Source organism: Corynebacterium sp. HMSC056F09, assembly GCF_001815785.1.
Lineage (GTDB): Bacteria > Actinomycetota > Actinomycetes > Mycobacteriales > Mycobacteriaceae > Corynebacterium > Corynebacterium hiratae.
The window spans coordinates 24,626-44,331 of the sequence record NZ_KV821981.1 but is presented as its reverse complement, the minus strand read 5'-3'; the positions used below and the strand labels follow the sequence as shown (position 1 = coordinate 44,331).

18 protein-coding genes and 1 pseudogene are annotated in these 19,706 nt (G+C 61.6%); 11 read left to right on the top strand and 8 right to left on the bottom strand.

Features of this window, described 5'->3' with window-relative positions; translation table 11 throughout:
• The 4 genes and pseudogenes from HMPREF3056_RS12620 to HMPREF3056_RS12605 form a co-directional block, all read right to left on the bottom strand.
• Positions 1–336, bottom strand: a pseudogene (locus HMPREF3056_RS12620) (HNH endonuclease); the annotation flags it as partial.
• Positions 337–523: 187 nt separating this feature from the next.
• Positions 524–1,714, bottom strand: coding sequence for an MFS transporter (locus HMPREF3056_RS12615; protein WP_070510226.1), 1,191 nt, complete (start codon positions 1,712–1,714; stop codon positions 524–526).
• 101 nt (positions 1,715–1,815) lie between these two features.
• On the bottom strand, positions 1,816–3,099 hold the full coding sequence (locus tag HMPREF3056_RS12610) for a D-arabinono-1,4-lactone oxidase (protein WP_049155465.1): 1,284 nt from the start codon (positions 3,097–3,099) through the stop codon (positions 1,816–1,818).
• Positions 3,096–4,268 (bottom strand): alanine racemase, encoded by a 1,173-nt coding sequence (locus HMPREF3056_RS12605; RefSeq protein WP_070701661.1) that lies wholly within the window; start codon positions 4,266–4,268, stop codon positions 3,096–3,098. The genes HMPREF3056_RS12610 and HMPREF3056_RS12605 overlap by 4 nt, the downstream gene beginning before the upstream one ends.
• Positions 4,269–4,358: 90 nt before the next feature.
• Here HMPREF3056_RS12605 and HMPREF3056_RS12600 point away from each other — a divergent pair, with 90 nt between their 5' ends.
• Positions 4,359–5,906, top strand: coding sequence for a succinic semialdehyde dehydrogenase (locus HMPREF3056_RS12600; protein WP_070754980.1), 1,548 nt, complete (start codon positions 4,359–4,361; stop codon positions 5,904–5,906).
• Between the two features lie 17 nt (positions 5,907–5,923).
• Positions 5,924–6,880, top strand: a complete 957-nt coding sequence (locus HMPREF3056_RS12595) for a winged helix DNA-binding domain-containing protein (protein WP_070754979.1) — start codon at positions 5,924–5,926, stop codon at positions 6,878–6,880.
• 9 nt (positions 6,881–6,889) lie between these two features.
• Here the strand turns inward: HMPREF3056_RS12595 and HMPREF3056_RS12590 are convergent, their stop codons facing one another.
• Positions 6,890–7,798 (bottom strand): cation diffusion facilitator family transporter, encoded by a 909-nt coding sequence (locus HMPREF3056_RS12590; protein WP_232751602.1) that lies wholly within the window; start codon positions 7,796–7,798, stop codon positions 6,890–6,892.
• 128 nt (positions 7,799–7,926) lie between these two features.
• On the opposite strand from HMPREF3056_RS12590, the gene HMPREF3056_RS12585 reads away from it, so the two are divergent.
• The 6 genes from HMPREF3056_RS12585 to HMPREF3056_RS12560 are packed head-to-tail and all read left to right on the top strand — an operon-like array spanning position 7,927 to position 12,890.
• Positions 7,927–8,583, top strand: coding sequence for an HAD family hydrolase (locus HMPREF3056_RS12585; protein WP_070510242.1), 657 nt, complete (start codon positions 7,927–7,929; stop codon positions 8,581–8,583).
• A 26-nt stretch (positions 8,584–8,609) separates the two neighbouring features.
• The gene (locus HMPREF3056_RS12580; RefSeq protein ID WP_070510246.1) at positions 8,610–9,602 is read left to right on the top strand and encodes a phosphate/phosphite/phosphonate ABC transporter substrate-binding protein; all 993 of its coding nucleotides are present in this window, start codon (positions 8,610–8,612) and stop codon (positions 9,600–9,602) included.
• Between the two features lie 45 nt (positions 9,603–9,647).
• Positions 9,648–10,448 carry a phosphonate ABC transporter ATP-binding protein gene (phnC, locus tag HMPREF3056_RS12575; protein ID WP_049155476.1) on the top strand — a complete coding sequence of 267 codons (801 nt, stop codon included), beginning with the start codon at positions 9,648–9,650 and terminating at the stop codon, positions 10,446–10,448.
• The gene (gene phnE / locus HMPREF3056_RS12570; protein ID WP_046649249.1) at positions 10,445–11,239 is read left to right on the top strand and encodes a phosphonate ABC transporter, permease protein PhnE; all 795 of its coding nucleotides are present in this window, start codon (positions 10,445–10,447) and stop codon (positions 11,237–11,239) included. Before phnC ends, phnE (HMPREF3056_RS12570) begins: the two co-directional genes overlap by 4 nt.
• Positions 11,236–12,036, top strand: a complete 801-nt coding sequence (phnE, locus tag HMPREF3056_RS12565) for a phosphonate ABC transporter, permease protein PhnE (RefSeq protein WP_046649250.1) — start codon at positions 11,236–11,238, stop codon at positions 12,034–12,036. Before phnE (HMPREF3056_RS12570) ends, phnE (HMPREF3056_RS12565) begins: the two co-directional genes overlap by 4 nt.
• A gap of 11 nt (positions 12,037–12,047) precedes the next feature.
• Complete coding sequence (locus tag HMPREF3056_RS12560) at positions 12,048–12,890, top strand: MurR/RpiR family transcriptional regulator (protein ID WP_049155479.1); 843 nt, start codon at positions 12,048–12,050, stop codon at positions 12,888–12,890.
• On the opposite strand, the gene HMPREF3056_RS12555 is transcribed toward HMPREF3056_RS12560, so the two are convergent.
• Positions 12,887–14,077 (bottom strand): amidohydrolase, encoded by a 1,191-nt coding sequence (locus HMPREF3056_RS12555; protein WP_070754978.1) that lies wholly within the window; start codon positions 14,075–14,077, stop codon positions 12,887–12,889. The genes HMPREF3056_RS12560 and HMPREF3056_RS12555 overlap by 4 nt on opposite strands.
• A gap of 31 nt (positions 14,078–14,108) precedes the next feature.
• Positions 14,109–15,194 (bottom strand): redox-regulated ATPase YchF, encoded by a 1,086-nt coding sequence (gene ychF / locus HMPREF3056_RS12550; protein ID WP_070646340.1) that lies wholly within the window; start codon positions 15,192–15,194, stop codon positions 14,109–14,111.
• Between the two features lie 47 nt (positions 15,195–15,241).
• Between ychF and HMPREF3056_RS12545 the strand changes: the two genes are divergently transcribed.
• From HMPREF3056_RS12545 to HMPREF3056_RS12535, 3 genes are read left to right on the top strand one after another with little or no spacing between them, the layout of a single operon-like run.
• The gene (locus tag HMPREF3056_RS12545; RefSeq protein ID WP_070730933.1) at positions 15,242–16,735 is read left to right on the top strand and encodes an AI-2E family transporter; all 1,494 of its coding nucleotides are present in this window, start codon (positions 15,242–15,244) and stop codon (positions 16,733–16,735) included.
• Between the two features lie 6 nt (positions 16,736–16,741).
• The gene (locus HMPREF3056_RS12540) at positions 16,742–17,842 is read left to right on the top strand and encodes a DNA recombination protein RmuC (RefSeq protein ID WP_371441531.1); all 1,101 of its coding nucleotides are present in this window, start codon (positions 16,742–16,744) and stop codon (positions 17,840–17,842) included.
• Positions 17,843–17,877: 35 nt separating this feature from the next.
• Complete coding sequence (locus tag HMPREF3056_RS12535; RefSeq protein WP_246818591.1) at positions 17,878–18,609, top strand: DUF6542 domain-containing protein; 732 nt, start codon at positions 17,878–17,880, stop codon at positions 18,607–18,609.
• Here the strand turns inward: HMPREF3056_RS12535 and HMPREF3056_RS12530 are convergent.
• Positions 18,606–19,565: a 4-hydroxy-3-methylbut-2-enyl diphosphate reductase gene (locus tag HMPREF3056_RS12530; RefSeq protein WP_070754977.1), complete on the bottom strand. Its 960-nt coding sequence runs from the start codon at positions 19,563–19,565 to the stop codon at positions 18,606–18,608. The two genes, HMPREF3056_RS12535 and HMPREF3056_RS12530, sit on opposite strands and share 4 nt — an antisense overlap.
• Positions 19,566–19,706: the final 141 nt, after the last annotated feature.

The window sequence follows — 19,706 nt, the reverse complement described above, 5'->3', positions numbered from 1 at the left end:
ATCAGTCAAGGCTGTCAGTGCTGACATGGGTTGATCGATAGCAATGAGGGATTCAATGTCGAGCAGGCAGTGGGTGTCTTGTATGGCTTTGACTTTCGGCAGACTTTCTAGCCGGTGGATAGCACGCAGGCCGGATTTGATGTGGCCTTCCGGCAGTGACCAGGCGGCGACTAGGGATAGTGCGGTGGTGTTGATATCGGCGTGCAGGCTGGGCATGGCCCCGACCCAGGTTTTATAGGTGGCCCGGCGGGCTTTGGAGCGGGCTATGGCGTGTGGGTTATTAGGGTTGGTGGTGGAAAAGAAAAAGGTAGGCGGGCGTGTAGCGGTGGTGGTCATGGGTATCTCCCCCGAGATAAACCTGTGTTAGAAGAAGTGTTCTAACCATAATCCTAGCGGCCACCGCCACACATGGCTATAGCCTGTGGTAAATTCCCGTCAAGTCGTTACTATAAACGGGGGTAGCCACCATGGGTTAGCCAGAACATTCGACGCCAACCAACGAAAAATCCCACCAACGTGGAATCTATTCGTAGCGCACGTCACCACGTGCAACGTCCTTGCGCCCATGAACAATGAAGTAGACCACAGAAGCAACCAGCATCAAAGCCGCCAGCATCCAGTACATGGCGGAGTATCCCGTCGCGGAGATAACCTGCCCCAGCAGAATCGGACCGAAGCCGATGCCTAGGTCCAGCAGCAAGAAGAAGGTCGAGATCCCCGCACCCATTTCATACATCGGCACCAGGCGCACAGCGATTGCCTGACCAGCCGGAAGGATAGATCCATATCCGATGCCCACCAAAGCACCCGCGACAATAATCTGCCAATCGGCACTAGCCGAAGCCAGGACAGCCAAGCCAGCGATAAAGAAGACGAGCGAGGAGTAGATGATGATGTTGTCACCGCGCCGATCCTGCAGCCTGCCCAGCACAAAGCGCAGGATGAGACTCACAACCGCATAAGCCAAGAAGAAATAGCTAGCGCCCTTCTCCAGACCGGCGTGAGCGGAATAGCCATTCAGGAAGGTAATGATGCCCGTATAAGCAACACCGACCAAAAGGATGAAGACGCCGAACGGCGCCACCGCCGGGTGCACAATATTCCCTAAGGAGAAGGTCACACTGCGACGCTCCTCCGCCGGTGCCTTGACGACGAGCCCCAAGCCCATGGCCACTACCGTCAGCGTCAGCGCCACCAGAAACACGGTGTTATAGCCAGCATTGTGGACAATCGCAAGACCTGCCGCCGGACCAAAAGCGGTAGCCAGCGTCGTCCCCAAGGCGAAGTAGCCGGTTCCCTCAGCGCGGCGATGGTCAGGAATCACCGATTGCGCCACGGCCATCACAGCCGTCGAGGCAACCGCATAACCAAAGCCATGCAAGATACGGACAGCGAACAACAGTGGCAGAGACTGAGCTGGGAAATACAGCGCCATCGCCACAGTGACCACGATGAGGGAGACAACCAGCGAGCGCTTCCGCCCAACAGCATCCACGATGTAGCCCGAAAAGAGGCGAGCAATCGTCGCCCCCACCACGAAGGCACTTGAGGCAAACCCGCCCGCCGTGTCCGAAGCTTGGAACTGCTCGACGGCATAGAGCGCCATGATGGTCACAAGCAGATAGAAGACCGTAAATTGGGCGAAATTCACCAACCACGCAAACACGAATGTCGGCGTAATGAGGGACTGGGATTCAGAGGACGTTTGAGACACCTTCTTCAGCAGTGTTATGGAATTAAGACTTCCACAAGCTACCAAAGATCAGAGATACTTTCGAATCCGTCCTCAGGGTCGTGCCACGCTTGACGACGTCCCTATCCGAACAGTTTTCGCAGGTAGGGCGAGCCGAACTTCCAATCAGGGTCCATCTTTTCACGCAGCTCGCAGAACTCGTCAAATCTTGTATAAAGTTGAGCAAAGTCGCTCCGAGACAGGGAGTTCATCTTGCCCCAGTGCGGGCGCCCGCCCGCTGCGCGCAAGATGGGCTCGAGCTTCGGCATGTAATCCTGCGGGTTGAGCGCACGCGGAATGTGGAAAGCAATGTACATCGATTCGCGGCCCGATGCCGTCGAGAGTGCAACGTCATCCGCGGCCGTCGTGCGCAGCTCCATCGGAAATCCGATGCGCCAATCCTGCTCGTCGATGAAACGGCGGATTTCGCGGACGGTGGTGGGGCCGTCGGCAAGCGGCACTGCGTACTCCATCTCATGAAAGCGAACCCGGCGCGGACTAACGAAAACGTCGTGGGCGGCGGAACGGTAGCGGTTATTGGAGATGACCGATGTGGCGAACTTGTTGAGCGTCGGAATCGTCCCCGGAATAAGACGTCCCAGCGCCAGGGCGGCGGCGAAGGCGCCGTTGCCGATGAGCTCGTCGTCGATAAGCGCCTTGAGACGTGAGCGGCGCTCCCCGTTCGGTTCGAGGCGCGTGTTGGCCTTGACCATCGCGCGGTCGGTGTGCGGGAACCAGTAGGACTCGAAGTGGTCGACGCCCCTAGAGAGCTCCTCCCAGTTATCCATCAGCTCATCGAAGGCAATGCCGGACTCCTCAGCCAGCAGGTCAAAGGCATCCACGCACTGCATTTCGACTTCGACAACCACGCCGAGCGCGCCCACGCTGACGACCACGAGGCGAAGGAGTTCTGGGTCTTCGTCGATGGAATAGGAGCGGGTGTTGCCGTCGGCGTCGATAAGCGTCAGCCCAGTGACCGTGCCCGCAAAGCCCGTGTAATTGATGCCGGTGCCGTGGGTCGAGGTGGAAATCGCGCCCGCCAGCGATTGCGGGTCCACATCGCCCTGATTAGCCAGGGCAAGACCAAAGGGGCGCAGAAGGGCTGGGACATCACGTAACCGAGTGCCCGCCAGGAATCGGACGCGTTTGCGCTGCTTATCGACGCTCACCAGTCCACTCACGTGATCGAGATTGAGCATGGTCTCCTCCCCCGCTGCGATGGGAGTGAAGGAGTGACCCGCACCGACCGCGCGCACGCTGCGGGCGCGGCTGATGATGCCAGGAATCTCATCGATTCGGGAGGGCTGCACAAACTCCTGCGGTTTCGTGGTGACCGATCCTGCCCAATTGCTAAAAGTTGTTGTCATCGGAGTGTCCATCCTTGTCCTCTATAGGTGTCCCATACATCAACACCGTCGTGTCCGACGGCGAGGAGGTGGTCGACGTTTTCTGTCATTTCGCCGGCCTTGGCGTGGCGGAACCACACCAGATCCTCGACGTTCAGAGCGGCCCCATGCAGCGGTGTCTGCACCTCACCGGCACCCTCCGTGCTGGAGTAGCTCAGCCCTGCCGGCCACACCGGAACCGGAACGCGATCCTTCGCGGGCGGCCCGGAGGCGATCCAGCCGCCGGAGTTGACCGTCGCCCAGCCCGGCGCGGGCACACGGGATACTTGGCAGACGAAGAACGCGGCCGCCTTGTGGTTGATGCCTGTGAAGTCATCGAAGATCGCCGGCGTGTAGAAACCGGAGCCAGCGGCCAGTTCGGTCAAGGTTCCCTCGGCCGCGGATTCCTGGAGGCTACCCGTTCCACCACCGTTGACGAATTCAATGTCCGCCACCTCCCGCGCGGCCTCCACGCAGGCTCGGCGTCGCGGGGCCAAGTCCGCCATGGACTTGGTGCGCAGCCAGCGCTTGACCGCTCCCACCGGACCCGGCAGGCCATCCGCAACGGATGCCACTTGCCCCTCATAGGCCATGAGACCGACAAGCCGGTGCCCGCGCCGAAGAATCTCGCGCGCAAGCACCGAGACCTGTTCCGGCGTACGCACGGGTGAGCGCCGCGGGCCCACAACCGCGCCCGGCAAGTGAAGGGTGCAATCAATGTCGATGGCCACACGCAGGGAGCCCTCAAGCAGGTCTAAGAGCTCAGCACTATCCACCATGATGGTGATAGCCTCGCGCGCGGTGTCATCCGCTGCGAGCTCACGCAGAGCCTTGCGGTTGACGCTCGGGTAGGCCACCACGATGTCGCGGAAACCCTCCTCCACTAGATGCAGCGCCTCCGGAACGGAATAGGCGAGGATGCCACGGTAGCCCTCATGCTCGAGAGCGCGGCGAAGTGCTGCCACGCTGCGTATTGATTTCGAGGCCACGCGGATGGGCAGTCCCCCGGAGCGGGCCGGCATCTGTGCAGCGTTGTAGTCGAATGCGTCGAGGTCAATGACGCCTACGGGCGCTGGGCTTTCTCCAGATCTGACGAGCGGCTCGACGGCCGCGCGTACCTGGGCCTGTGGAGTGGTCGCGAGGATTGGCATAGCGTCATCCTAACCACGATTAATTTAGTTTGTGAGACAAATCTCGAAAAATCTATAGCGCCATCGCATATTTTTGGGACAATAGACCGCATGAAGACCTTCACTCAGACCCGTCTGCCCCAGCGAGTGCTCAATTTCTTAGACACGGATCCCGCCCGCGATGTTTGCGGCACGGGTGAGCAGCACCAGGCTCACGCGCCTTTTAGCGGTGAGGAGCTCTTTAGCTTCCCCGTCGCCACCGCCGGGGACGTCGAGAAGGCCGTCAATTATGCGCGCGCCGGCGTTGGTCAAGGTGACCGCGCTGCCATCTTGCTGCGCCTGCACGACCTCGTTTACGAGAATGAGGAGCTCATTCTCGATCTCATTCAGGCAGAAAACGGCAAGTCCCGCTCCCATGCCTATGACGAGCTGATGGATCTGTATAACTGCGCGCGCTTCTACGCGGTCAATATCCGCAAGGCCTTTGGCGCTGACCGCCACCCCGGCGCGCTTCCCGTACTGACTAAAACGCGCACGCAGCACTACCCGCTGGGCGTGGTGGGGCTTATCTCTCCGTGGAACTATCCCCTGTCTCTGGGCGTGGGCGACGTCCTGGCAGCACTCTCGGCCGGCAATGCCGTGGTACACAAGCCGGACTCCCAGACCACGTTGACGGCAATTCTGCTGCGACGCCTAGCCATTGAGGCGGGCCTTCCGGAGGCCGCCTGGCAGCTGGTTCCCGGCCGCGGGGCGGAGGTGGGCGATGCCCTCGTGCCGCTGGTGGATGGCCTCTCCTTTACCGGTTCCACCAAGGCCGGCAAGTCCATTGCTACCCAGGCAGCGGGGCGCCTCATCCCCACGATGCTGGAGCTGGGCGGCAAGAACCCGATGCTGGTGCTTGACGACGCCCCCCTTAAGCCCACCGCCCAAGGTGCCGTGCGCACCGCATTCTCCTCCTCCGGGCAGCTGTGCATGTCCGCCGAGCGCGCCTATGTTCACGAGAGCGTCTTTGAGGAGTTCCTTGCAGAACTCAAGAACGCTCTGGACCAGCAAGTGCTCGGGTCGGCCTTCTCCGATGCCGCCACCATCGGCTCGCTGACCTCGCAACGCCAGCTCGATACCGTTAAAGCCCACGTGGAGGATGCCGTGTCCAAGGGCGCCACCGTGGTCTACGGAGGAAAGGCCCGGCCGGACCTTGGTCCATACTTTTATGAGCCCACCGTGCTGACTGGTGTGACCCCAGAGATGGATCTCTATGCCACCGAGACTTTTGGACCGGTACTGGCGGTATACCCTATAAGCTCCGATGCCGAGGCCATCCAGCTCGCCAACGACACCGCCTACGGCCTATCCGCATCGGTGTGGTCTGGAAACTCCCGCCGCGCGTGGAAGGTGGCCTCCCAGCTGGAGGCCGGCATGGTCAACATTAATGAGGGCTTCGCCGCAGCCTATGGCTCCATCGCCGCGCCCGGTGGCGGCGTCAAGGAATCTGGACTGAACCACCGCCACGGTATTACCGGCATGCGCCTGTGGGCCAACGAGCGCACCGTGGCCGAGCAGCGCCTGCACCCGCTTGCGCCCTCGGAGTACATCTCGCCGGAGCGCTTCCGCCAGCTGGTGTCCACGGGCATGCAGCTGATGAAGACTTTCCGCCTCTAAACGCCATCTAAACAACTATGAAGGAACTTACCCGCGACGAGCTTCTCGCCCGTCGGCTCATCGCTCAAGGCCTTGCACCATCGGCCGCGCGGCCGACTCTGGCGTCAGCCCTCGATGTTGCCGAGCATCTCCTCGCTCTCCAAGGCCAGACCTACGATGCCGGCATCAGAGCGCTTTCCCTTCGCGCTGGCTGCGATGAGCAAAAGGTACTCGAAGACATTGCTCACTTTCGCGTGGTGCGCTGTTGGCCGCAGCGCGGCACGCTGCACTTCATGCCGGCTGCCGACGTCCGCTGGATGTCCCGCCTCCTCTATCCACGAATGGCTTCCAGCCAGAAATCTCGGCGGCCGAGTTTGGGGCTGAGCGAAGACATGGTGGCAGCTGCCTCGGAAGCGCTTCACAGCGCTGCGACCGAACCCCTGAGCCGCACGGAAGTCTACGAGATTTTCGCTGAAGCTGGTGTTGATCCCACTGAAGGCAGGGGCTCCCACCTACTCCGCGCCTTTGGTGGTGCCGGTGACCTCGTGCAGGGCCCGAAAGCTGGCAACCAAGAGACTTTCCTCCACGTAGACGCGCTACCTACCGTCCAGCGCGAGCCGGAGGAACCGCTTGCTGAGCTGGCCCAGCGCTATGTCGAAGGGCACGGGCCAGTATCCGCAGCCGACCTCCAAGCATGGTCCAAGCTCAGTAAATCTCAGGCCACCAAGGCCCTGACATCGACGGTTGCTCAACCTGTGTTCCACGAAGGTCAGGACTTCTGGATGGCCACTTGGCAGGAGGATGTCACGTCTAGCGAGATCGAGAAGGCCCTAAAAATTCGCCTCGAGCTCCCCGCCTTTGATGAGTACCTTCTGGGGTATGCACACAAGGAATGGATCGTTCCCGATGAGATCCGCAATGATGTCCTGACCAGGAACGGCCTCAGCTGGCCGTGGGTCATGGAGGGCGGACGCGGCGTGGCCAGCTTGCGTTAGCTGCAAGCGTTACGGCATTCGCAAAATGCGGCGATGAACCGTGCCGGCAGGTTCAACGTGGATGAATACCTCGGCGCCAGGGAAAAGCTCGTCAATGGCGTCTTCGATGCGGTCGGCGATGGTGTGCGAGTGCAGCACCGTCCACTCGCCGGGTACGTCCATGGTGAGATAGACAAGGCGCTGGCGACCCGCTGCCACTGTGCGGCGCGAGGTAAAGGAGACCTGGTGGTGGTCCTCCAGCTCATTGAGAAGCGCATCCAGCTGCCCGTGTTCTTTCTTCGGCAAGGACTCCGACAACAGGGAGCTCAACGATTCTTTGAGCAACTTGTAGCCAGTCCACAAAATATTGAGGCCCACGGCAAACGCGATGATGGGGTCCAGCCACAGCCAGCCTGTCAACGTCACTGCCCCAATACCGACGATGACGCCGACGGAGGTCCAGACGTCGGTAAGCAAGTGCTTTCCATCCGCCTGCAAGGTGGCCGAACGGTGTTGTTTACCCGCGCGCACAAGCAGAAAACCGACGCCCAGGTTCAGCAGGGATGCCACGAGCGATAGTAAGAGTCCGAGCCCTGGCTGCTCCAGTGGCTGCGGATCCAGAAGCCGGCGAATGGCCGTGTAGATAATCATCGCCGCAGCGACGAAGATCATTGCACCCTCCACCAACGCAGAAACATATTCGGCCTTGCCGTGGCCGAACTGGTGGTTTGCGTCCGCCGGCTTTGCCGCAATCTTAATAGCCACAAAACCTACAACGGCGGCGACGAGGTTCACACCAGATTCGAGGGCGTCAGAAAGAAAGCCCACCGATCCCGTCACCGCAGCAGCGACAATCTTGAGCGCGATCGTGGCCACTGCAGTAGCAATGGAGAGCTTCATAAAGCGTTCGAGCAGCAACTGCTCGGTGGGAAGAGACATAATGTCGGCCTTCGAGAAGAGATTTCTACAGCCCCTTAGAGTACCAAAGCCGGATGTGCACGCACTGTTCACTGAATGTTTACCGCGTGCGGTCGCGAAGTACATAAACCGTCGTTAGTTTGTACTTTATGTCCACAGACATAACTCGCCCAGTCCTTCTCTTCGATTTTGATGGGACCGTCAGCCTTGGCCACGGCCCCGTTCTGGCCTATGCGCGCCTCATTGCAGAGAAAGCCGGGCACCCATCCATTGCTCAAGACGCCGAAGCGCTGCTGAACTCCGATAACGTCGGCTCAGCACGCGACGGCTACCACCTCGTCCGCACTCTCGCCGCCGAACTCGACGTGCCGGAAGAGACCTGCCAGGAGGCATATATGGCTTCCCGGGAGAACCTCGCCGACACCGGCATCACCGCCCCTGAGGGGCTTGCCGAATTCCTTGCCTCCTACCCCGGCAGCGCCATTCTGGCGACGAACTCTCCAGAGATTGGTCTTAGCGCTGCCCTTCACACACTGGGCCTCGACAGGTCCTTCGACACCGTCTACACCAGGGTGGGCAAACCCGAAGGACTGACCCGCATCCTGAACACCGATCTCGCCGACACGGATCCGACTCACCTCATCGCCTTCGGCGATATTTGGGAGTTCGACCTCGCACCCGTGGCCGCCGTAGGCGGACGCACCGTGCTCGTTGACTCCCCCTTCGCAACCTCCCCTGAGGCTGACCCGACGTGGCGCGTCACCCGCGTCACCGACATCTTTCCCGAACTGACCTCCGCTCTTTAACCCACACGCACAGAAAGACATTCATTATGCGCCGTTTCACCGCTCTTGCCGCCACCGCACTTACCTTGTCCCTCTCCCTCACCGCCTGCTCTTCCGACTCCGATAACGGTTCCGATTCTGCCAAGGGATCCGATGACAAGCTCACCCTCGCGCTCATCCCAAACGAGAAGGTCAACGATCTCGTCACCACCGCCAAGCCGCTGACCGATTACCTCTCTGAGGAGCTCGGCGTGGAGGTTGAGGGTGTCGTGACCAAGGATTACCAGGCCGCCGTCGAGGCCATCGGCTCCGGCCAGGCTGACATCGCCATCGCCTCCGCCGCACAGCTGGCCTCCGCTGAAGACATGTACGACGCCCACGCTGTGCTGCAGGACGAGCGCTTCGGCGCGGATTCCTACGCCGGCCAGTTCGTCACCAACAACCCCGACAAGTACTGCGAAGACGAGCCAGTCAAGTCCACCTACGCTGCCAGCGGCGCCGAGTACCTCTACTGCAACGGCACCGCCACCGCAGACGAGAACAAGGGCCAGGGCCCGAAAGGCCTCGAGGCGCTGAAGAAGATCGATGGTAAGACCACTGTCGCTATGCTCGGTGCTACCTCCCCGGCCGGCTACCAGCTGCCCGTCATGGCGATGGAGTCCCAGGGTATCGACGTCGATAGCCTCAAGAAGGTCCCGGTAACCTCCAACGATGCTTCCATCATGGCCGTCTACAACGGCGACGCTGAGGTGGGCTTTAGCTTCTGGGACGCACGCTCCACCATCGACTCGTCCGAGGCTCCTGACTTGGCTGAGAAGCTCGTCGTCTTCGGGTACACCGAGATGTACCCCAACGGCGGCGTCGTCATTTCGGACGATGTCCCAGAAGAGCGCCGCAAGGAAATCACCGACCTCATGGATGGCTTCTCCGAGGTTGACCCGGACACCATGTCCGCCATCTTCGACATCACCGACTGGGTTCCGGCTAAGAAGGAATCCATTGACATGGCGCGCAAGGTCAACGAGCGCTTCGCACAGTAGGTCCGCGCTCCTCCACTGCCCAGTTCCCACTCAGAAAGGTTCCCCATGACGGAGGAGAAAGCGTGGGGCATTCGGTTCGAGAATGTCTCGGTGCGCTACCCCAACGGAACGCTGGCGCTTGACGACGTCTCCGTGGACATCGCTCCCGGCGAATTCGTCGCCATCGTCGGCCTGTCCGGCTCTGGCAAATCCACGTTCATCCGCAGCATCAACGGCCTCGTGCAACCGACATCCGGCAAGATTTTCGTCGGCGACCACGAGATTTCTGCGGCGAAGGGAGCGCAGCTGCGGAAGCTGCGCGGCCGCATCGGCATGATCTTCCAGGAGTTCAACCTGGCGGACCGCGCGAGCGTCTTCTCCAATGTCCTCGTCGGGCGCTTTTCTCACAATCCCAGCTGGCGCACCCTGTTGGGAATCTCTACCGCCGAGGACAAAGCAATCATCGCCGAGGCCCTCGACTCCGTAGGGATCCTCGACAAGGCGTGGAATAAGGCCGGCGCCTTATCGGGCGGCCAGAAGCAGCGCGTGGCCATCGCTCGCGCCCTGTCCCAGAAGCCGGCGATCATGCTGGCCGATGAACCCGTCGCCTCCCTCGACCCGCCCACTGCCCACTCCGTGATGAAGGATCTGCGCCGCATCAATACCGAGCGGGACCTGACCACCCTGGTGAACTTGCACCTGGTGGATCTGGCGCAAGACTACGCCACACGCATCATCGGCATTCGCCACGGCAAGATAGTTTTCGATGGGCCCGCCGCAGGCTCCACCGTGGAGGATTTCGAAGCCATCTACGGCCGGCGCATCCGCGAGGAAGACCAGCTGGGAAGTCAGGAGAGCCGGGCATGACGGCGGTACTTCCCCCACGGCAGCGCAACTGGCCCGGCATCCTTGGCGGGCTGGCTGCTTTTCTCGCGCTCACCATCGCCACCTGCGTCCCCGCCTGGGGCGGAATCGAGATCGACTTTGGGCAGATCGCTCGCAACTGGCGCAACGGCGCCGACCGCTTGGCCCTGATGTTCAGCCCCGACTGGTCCATCCTCCCGCGCACGTGGGAGCCGATGCTTGAAACCCTCGCCATGGCCGTCGTCGGTGCCGCCATCTCTGCGGTCATCGCTCTGCCCCTATCCCTGTGGGCGGCGCGGCCCACCAACCCATCGACACCGTGGCGCTCGCTAGTGCGCGGCATCGTCAACGTTGTCCGCGCGGTGCCCGACTTGGTCTACGCCACCATCCTCGTGGCCATGCTCGGCGTCGGTGCCCTGCCCGGCATCATCACGCTGGTGCTCTTCGACGTCGGCATCGTGGTCAAGCTCGTCTCCGAAGCCATCGACTCCGCGGATGATTCTTACATGGAGGCCGGCCGCGCCGCCGGCGGCACGCAAACCCAGATCAACCGGGTTACTGCCCTGCCGCAGACCTGGCCGGTCTTTGCCAGCCAGGTGATCTACTCCCTCGAGCTCAACGTCCGCATCTCCGCGGTCCTCGGCCTCGTGGGCGCTGGTGGCATTGGCCTGCTTATCGACGAAGTCCGTGGTTTCTACCGCTATGACGCGCTCTCCGCCATCGTGCTCGAGCTGCTCGTCGTGGTCATCGCTCTGGAGATCGTGTCCGTCAACCTGCGAAAGAGGCTGCGATGAGCACTGCACATGTACTTCCCTCCCGCTCCCGCAGCTGGGGAGTCTTCGCTGCGTGGGCCGGAATCCTTATGATCTTGGCGCTGTCCTTTGGCTACATTCGCGTTGATCTGACGGCTCTTAAAGATTTGCCCTCGAACATCTGGCACTACCTCGTGCTCATGTTCTCCAACCCGGACTGGTCCAAGCTGGGTGAGGCCCTCCTGCAGACCTGGCGCTCCGTGGCCATGGCCTGGATCGGCGCGCTGCTCGGCGTGTTCCTCTCCACCATCCTCGGTGTCCTGGCTGCCAATACGGTCTCCCCGGGCTGGGTGTGTCTGCCACTGCGTGCGCTCTTTGCCATCATCCGCGCGGTACCGGAGATCATCATCGCCATCATTATCCTCACCGTCACCGGGTTGACCCCGTTTACGGGCGCGCTGGCTCTGGCCATCGGCGGCATCGGTACGCATGCGAAGTGGACCTATGAGGCCATTGAAACCGCGCCGACTGGCCCAGCCGAAGCAGTCAAGGCAGCCGGCGGCAGCCTGGCAGAAATGGTGCGCTGGGGAACCTGGCCCATTGTCCAACCGGAGCTGGCTTCGCTCGCGCTCTACCGTTTTGAGATCAACGTGCGCACCTCCGCGGTCCTCGGCCTCATCGGCGTGGGAGGCATCGGTGACATGCTCACCGGCTATACGCAGTACCGCCAGTGGGACGTCGTCGGCGTCCTGCTCATCGTGGTCATCGTCATCACCATGTCCATCGACGCCATCTCCGGCGCTATCCGCCGCCGCATCGTGGCTGCCAAATTCACCTGATAGTTAGCCCTATGACTGATTCCGCCCCACTCTCCGCGCACATCACCACGCGCATGCCGAGCCTGCAGCCCATCGAACAACGCGTGGCCCAGGCAATCCTCGAAGACATGGACTTCGTCCTGCACGCCACTGCGGACCAGCTGGCGGCCAAGGTAGGCACGTCCCGTACCTCCGTCATCCGCACCGCGAAAGCGCTGGGCTACGACGGGTACCAGCAGTTGCGTGTGGCGCTCACGCAGGAGATTGCGCAGCGCCCCACCCCGCCGGCGGGTGCCGATTCCACCCACGTCGGCCGCATGAGTGCCGAGATTGCCTCCTTCAGCAACTACCTGCATGGGCTTACTGTCCTGCTCAACGAGGATGAGCTAGCCGCGACAGTGGAGGCAGTAGCGCAGGCCAAGCGTGTTCTCCTCGTGGGCAATGGCCTCTCTGCTCCCTTGGCGCAGACCATGGCGCTGCGCCTCACAAGCATCGGGCGCCCAGCCGAGTTCGTGGCGGAGGCCATGGGCCAGCACATCGCGGCGACGCAACTAGACGCAGAGTGCGTGTGCCTCGTCGTTTCCGGTTCAGGGTCGACCACGCTCACGCTCAAAGCCGCGACAGCAGCCTTCGAGGCGGGCGCGAAGCTCATCGCGCTGACCTCGTTTACCTCCTCGCCCTTGGCGGAGCTCGCCTCCTACACACTGGTCATCCCCTCCCCGGATGGGACATTTCGTGCAGAGCTGCAGGATGCCTCGCGCGTTGCTTTTCTGCTGGTGCTTGAAGCACTCGTGACGCTGGTGGATTCCCACCTCGATGATTCCGCGGCACGGCGCACGGTGCTCTCTGTGCTGCAATCGGCGATGGAAGATTAATTTTCCAGGTAGGCGTAGGCCGCGGCGATGAGAGCCTGCGTCGCCGTGGTAAGAGTCGGCTGCAGCTCCGGAGCAAAGCGCGGGTTGTGGTTGGGGATTGACGCACCGTCGGTACGCCCGCCGAAGCCCCAGAAACAATAGGGAGCGCCGAAGGCATCGGGGATACGAGAGAAATCCTCCGAGGCGGTCCACGGCTCCATGTCGAGGACGTTGTCGCTACCAAGGACGTCGATAAGCTGCGCGCGCACCTTGTCGGTCACGTCGTCATCGTTGACGGTGAGGGGGTAATTATCACTCTGCACAAACTCCGGCTCGCGCGGGGACATCGCTGCCCAGCACTCCGCCTTAACAATGCGGTGAATCGCCTCGACGATCTGAGCCCGGACGTCTTCGTCATAGGCACGGATGTTGATGCGTAAGGTCGCCGAATCCGGAATGATATTGGCCTTCGAACCCGCCTGCAGTGCGCCAACGGTCAATACGGCGAAGTGGTGCGGATCGACTTCACGGGAGACAACTGTTTGCAGCCGCAGCACGATGGAGCTGGCGAGCACCACCGGATCAACGCTGAGGTGCGGCATCGAGCCATGAGAACCGTGACCATAGACGGTGACGGTGAGTGAGGTCGCCGTGGACAAGACCGGGCCGGGCGCGATGAGTACGCTGCCAGCGGGGGCATCCTTATCAATGAAGATGTGCTGGCCAAAGGCCACATCAGGCGTGGGGACTTTTTCGGTGAGTCCCGCGTCCACCATGGACTGCGCGCCCTCGGCGGTTTCCTCGCCCGGCTGGAAAAGGGCGATGAAGGTACCGGACCACGAATCGGTTGCCTTGGCCAGTGCCTCAGTGGCGCCGAGCAACCCGGTCACGTGGGCATCGTGCCCACAGGCGTGCATTGCCTCACCCGTAGCGGAGTAGTCCAGGCCGGTGTCCTCTGTAATGGGCAGGCCGTCGAAATCGGCGCGCTCCAAGACGGTCGAGCCTTCGCCGTTGCGAAGGATGCCGACGACTCCCCCGCCGAATTCCAGCACCTCAACTCCTGGAAATTCCTGGAGCTTATCCGCGATAACACCGCGGGTGCGCTCCTCCTCCATGCTGAGCTCAGGATGCTGGTGCAGATCCTTGTAAAGGGACTCCTGCCACTGCGTGGCCTCTGCTGCGCGTTCGAGGATGTGGGCGATACTCATGCCCACAGCCTACGCGCTATGAGCGCACGAGTTAGCCGCCGATCTTGAAATCGCAGACGTCGCCGTCCTGCATGATGTACTCCTTGCCCTCCTGGCGCACCTTGCCAGCATTGCGGGCTTCCGCCATGGAGCCAGCGGCGTCCAGGTCATCGAAGGAGACGATCTCGGCCTTGATGAACTTCTTCTCAAAGTCGGTGTGAATTACACCCGCGGCCTGCGGTGCTGCGGAGCCCTGCTTGATGGTCCACGCGCGAGCTTCCTTCGGGCCTGCGGTCAGGTAGGTCTGCAGGCCGAGGGTGGCGAAGCCGGCCTTGGCCAACGTCGCCAAGCCAGGCTCCTCCTGGCCCACCGACTCGAGCAGTTCCAGTGCCTCCGCCTCATCGAGCTCAAGGAGGTCGGTTTCGGTCTGGGCATCGAGGAAGACGCATTCCGCAGGGGCGACGAGCTGGCGCAGCTCCTCCTTCTTGGCGTCATCGGTAAGCACGGCCTCATCCGAGTTGAAGACATAAAGGAAGGGCTTCGCGGTCATGAGGTGCAGCTCGCGCAGGAGGGATAGGTCGATCTCGTCGCTCTTGGAAGCAGCGAAGAGGGTGCGGTCATCTTCCAAGATGGCCTGGGCCTTCTTGGTCTCTTCCACGGTCTCGGCCAAATCCTTGTTCTTGCGGGCTTCCTTTTCCAAGCGCGGCAAGGCCTTCTCGATGGTCTGCAGGTCCGCGAGGATGAGCTCCGTATTGATGACAGAAATGTCGTGTGCCGGGTTGACTTCACCGTCGACGTGGATGACGTTTTCATCAGCAAAGGCACGCACCACCTGGCAGATGGCATCAGCCTCACGAATGTTGGCAAGGAAGGCGTTACCCATACCTTCACCCTTGGAAGCGCCTTCCACAATGCCGGCGATATCCACGAAGGACACGGTGGCCGGGAGGATGCGCTCGGAGCTGAAGATTTCCGCAAGGCGGTTAAGGCGGGAATCGGGAAGCTCAACGAGGCCGACATTGGGCTCAATCGTGGCGAACGGGTAGTTCGCCGCCAAGATGTCGGAACGGGTCAGGGCATTAAACAAAGTGGACTTGCCCACGTTGGGCAGGCCGACGATTCCAAGTGTAAGACTCACGGGGCCAATCCTAACGCACCCCGGATCTTTTGAGGCAAGATGGTGGGGTGAGTTCTGATCAGCCATCCCCCAACGCCTCTTCCTCTGAGTTCGCCGCCGCGGAGGCAGCGCTCGGCGGGCGTTTCGATGACTCCGTCGATGCTGCTTCGCTGAAGGCTGTCTCTCCGCACCCTCCCGGCAACCAGGTGGATCGTTCTGTGGTGGTCGGCGAGGTCATCAAGTCCACATCGCTGTGGGCACTGCGCCTGACCATCATTGGGATATTCCTTTATGCCTCCTTCCGCATGCTGGGCAACTTCTGGCGCGGCATCCTGCCCGTTCTCATTGCGCTGATTATTTGCACTGTGCTTGCTCCCATTGCCGGTGCCATGCGGCGCAAGGGACTGCCGTCAGCCCTCGCTGCGGCAGTGACCATTCTGGTGTCTTTTACTGCGGTGGGCACTCTCTTTATGTTCATCGCACCGGACTTCGCGCGGCAGTCCCAGACGCTATATCTGCAGACTGTCGAAGGTATTCAACGTTTGCAGCTATGGGCACAGGGCCCTCCGCTCAACCTCGACGCGGATGAGATCGGCGGCTATATCGATGAAATCGCCCTGTGGCTACAGCGCCAAGCAGGGTCCATCGCGGGCTCGGTATTCACGGGCATTGGCACGGCGACCTCCATCGTGGTCACGCTCTTCATCATCGTGGTGCTGACGTTCTTCTTCCTTAAGGACGGCCACAACTTCCTGCCCTGGCTGCGCCAGGCCACGGGACGCCGGACCGGCTGGCACCTCACTGAGCTGCTGACCCGCGTGTGGTCCACGTTGGGCGGTTTCGTGCGGGCACAAGCAGTGGTCTCCGCCGTTGATGCTGTCTTTATCGGCCTCGGCCTGGCACTCATCGGTGTACCTTTGGCGATGGCGCTTGCCATCATCACGTTCATCGCCGGATTCATCCCCTTTGTCGGCGCGATCGTGGCCGGCGCACTATCCGTGACCATCGCGCTGGTGTCTTTGGGGTTCACCAAGGCACTGCTCGTGCTGGGCCTAGTACTGCTGGTCCAACAGCTCGAGGGCAACGTGCTGTCCCCGTGGCTGCAGTCGAAGGCCATGAACCTGCACCCGGTTATCGTGTTGATTTCCGTGACCGTGGGTTCCGCGCTCTTCGGCCTCATCGGCGGTTTCCTCGCCGTCCCGGCCGCAGCGACCATCGCGGTGGTCTACCGCTATTTCCAGGACATGATGATGCTCCAATCGGGCGAAAGAACTGCCGAGGACTTGGAGTTTTCGACCGTCGCTGGTTTCCTCATCGGGCGCTACACGCAGCAACAGGGTGATCACAAGCGCGAGCAGTGGCTGTCCATCCCCGACCACGCCGCACCCGAAGGCGCAGCCGAAGACGTCACCCACAACGGCACGAGCCCTCTGGACCAAAAGATCGACGCGAATGTCGACGTTGATGCGGATTTCAGTGAACGCGATGGAGGAGCACGAGCGGGAATCAAGCGCGCAATTAGCACTCTCGAACAGATGTTGCAATCAAAGGATAAAGACTAATTCTTCATGTCCGGGACGCATGCCATGATGGCAGGCATGACGTCTTCCCTACCCATAGTGCTCCTATTCCTCGGCCTCATCATTGGAGCCGCATTGGGCTGGCTAGCCCGCGCTTATTCAGCGCAATCCGCCCAGCCCTCAGAGGAGCACCGCGCCCTGCAAGAGTCCCAGCGCCGCCAAGCAGAGCTCGCCCCGCTGGAGAAAGCCATGGACCGTCTAGGGCTACAGCTCCAGGAAATAGAGGAAGATCGAGCGACCTCACTCGCAGCACTCAGCAGCCAAGTTCAAGCGGTAACGCGCACCTCGACTCGGCTCTCCGATCGCACCGACAAGTTGGTCGGCGCGCTGCGCTCGCCGAACGTCCGCGGGCGCTGGGGTGAGGTACAGCTGGAACGCGTGGTCGAGCTCGGCGGCATGCGCAAACATGTGGACTTCGACTCCCAAGTCAGCGCTCGCATCAACGGTTCGGTAGTCCGCCCTGACCTCGTCGTTCACCTGGCGGGTGGGCGCAGCATTGTGGTCGACGCCAAGGTTCCACTCAGCGCCTACCTCGACGCCATGGAGACTGAGGATCCGGAAGAAAGGGCAGGGTATCTCCGGCGCCACGCGCACCTGATGCGCTCACATGTCCAAGCACTGGCTTCTAAGGACTATATCGAGGCTTTCTCCCCCACGCCGCAGTTTGTGATCCTCTTCGTTCCCGCGGATACCTTCGTCGACGCCGCGCTCTCCATCGATGCCGAGCTGCTCGAGTTCGCATTCGAGCGCAACATCGTCATCGCCACGCCGAGCACCCTCTTCGCCCTCCTGCGCACCGTGGCGGTGAGCTGGCAGCACGAAGAAATCTCCGACAAAGCCCGCGAGGTACAGCGCTTGGGACGTGAGCTCTACACGCGCCTTAATACCCTCAACGAGCACTATGACAAGGTCGGCCGCGGCCTCGAGCGCGCGGTTGAGGCTTATAACGCGAGTTTGGCCAGCTTGGACTCCCGCGTCGGGGTCACCGCGCGGCGGCTCAAGGAACTAGATGTGCCCGCCCGCGTTGACCGCCTACCGGTGGAGCCGCGCAGTGTCGGTTCTTGGCCGCGGCGCGCCCACGATGAATAACGTTTTGGTCACCAATCCCGGTAAGCTCTCTGGTCGTGTCTGTTGCCAAAAATCGTCGCCGCCCTCCCCGCCGTGGGATGCCGCTTACCCGAGCGCTCCTCGTCGCGCTCGTCGTGACGCTTGTGGCCTTGGCAGTCTCAGGTGTGCTCGGCAAGGTTGCCCTGCCGTTCGCCCTGATCTTTGGACTTGGCTCGCTCGCTCTCACCTGGTTGGTGGAGATCCGCGGGCTCTACTTGTTGGTGATCACCCTGCCGCTGCTCTACGCGCTAGGAACCGTAGGCGGCGGGTTCATTAACTCGACGGCTGCCTTGCCGGAAGGCGCCTCTCCGTTTTCCAAGACCGCGCTTCTCACCACGGCCTTCCCACTGATACAGCACTTCCCAGTGCTCATCGTCACGGTCTTGGCGTGTGCGCTGCTCGCGGTCATGCGTATATGGAGCAGCAACAACCACGCGAAGAGCCGAGAAGCGGAAGCACAAAAGAAGCGCCGTGCCGACGCTGCCTCCGACCGCCGCAACCGCTCTGAGCGGCTCTCCGTGGCAGAGCTCATTGCCCGGGAGAACACGAGCTCTGGGCGGGTACGGGAGCGCAACCGTGAGGAACGCCGCCGCCTGCAGGCCGAAGAGCGCGCCCAGCTCCGCCAAGCGTCCCCCGAGACCGACGTGCAGGAGGATTTCCGCCGCGCCGCCGCTGAAGCAGCGGAGAATGCGCGGCGCCCCCAGCGGTCCCCCCAGCCGCTCGAGGAAAACCTCTACGACGAGGACTAGCGCGCAGTACGTGCCGGGCGCAGATCGCGCGGCAGCGAGAACGTGATGGTCTCCGTGGAGGTGGTCACCTGCTCAACGTCGCTGTAGCCACGCTCATCCAGGTATTCGAGCACTTCACGCACCAGCAGCTCAGGCACGGAGGCACCACACGTGACGCCAACGGTGTTCACGCCTTCAAGCCAGGCCTCATCGATCTCTGAGGCGAAATCCACCAGATAAGAAGTCTTCGAACCTGCCTCCAGGGCAACCTCGACCAGGCGCTTGGAGTTGGAGGAGTTCTGGGAGCCGACAACGATCATGAGATCACACTTCGGGGCGATGGCCTTGACCGACTCCTGACGGTTCTGCGTGGCGTAGCAAATATCGTCTGACGGCGGGTTTTCCAAGTGCGGGAAGCGCTCGCGCAGCTTGTTGACGATCTGAATGGTCTCATCCACCGACAACGTGGTCTGGGACAGCCAGATGAGCTTTTCCTCGTGTAGGAAGTCCGGCAGCTTGTCGACGCCCTCCAAACCATCCACCAGGTGGGTGACGTCTGGGGCCTCGCCGGCAGTACCTTCGACCTCTTCGTGACCTTCGTGGCCGATCAGCAGAATCTGGTAGCCATCGCGCTCAAAACGCTGGGCTTCCTTGTGCACCTTGGTCACCAGCGGGCACGTGGCGTCTAGCGTTAGCTGCTTGCGCTCTTCGGCCTCTTTGCGCACGCTCGGCGCGATGCCGTGCGCAGAAAATACCAGGTGAGCACCTTCGGGGGCCTCGGAGGCCTCTTCCACAAAGATGACGCCACGCTTGGCCAGGGATTCAACGACGAAGCGGTTGTGCACGATTTGCTTGCGCACGTAGATGGGAGCGCCATACTTTTCCAGCGCCTTTTCCACTGTCTCAACAGCGCGGTCCACGCCGGCGCAGTAGCCGCGGGGAGCCGCGAGGAGCACCTTCTTTGCAGTTTCAGTCATGCCAACCAGAGTATCTAAAGTTGCTCACATACTGTAGTTCCCGCCGATTCCCGCCCGCCGCAGGTGACCGGTGACACCCGATGTCCGGCGCGCCCCATACACTAGACGGAACACGCCCCGAAGCACAGACCACTCAAGAGA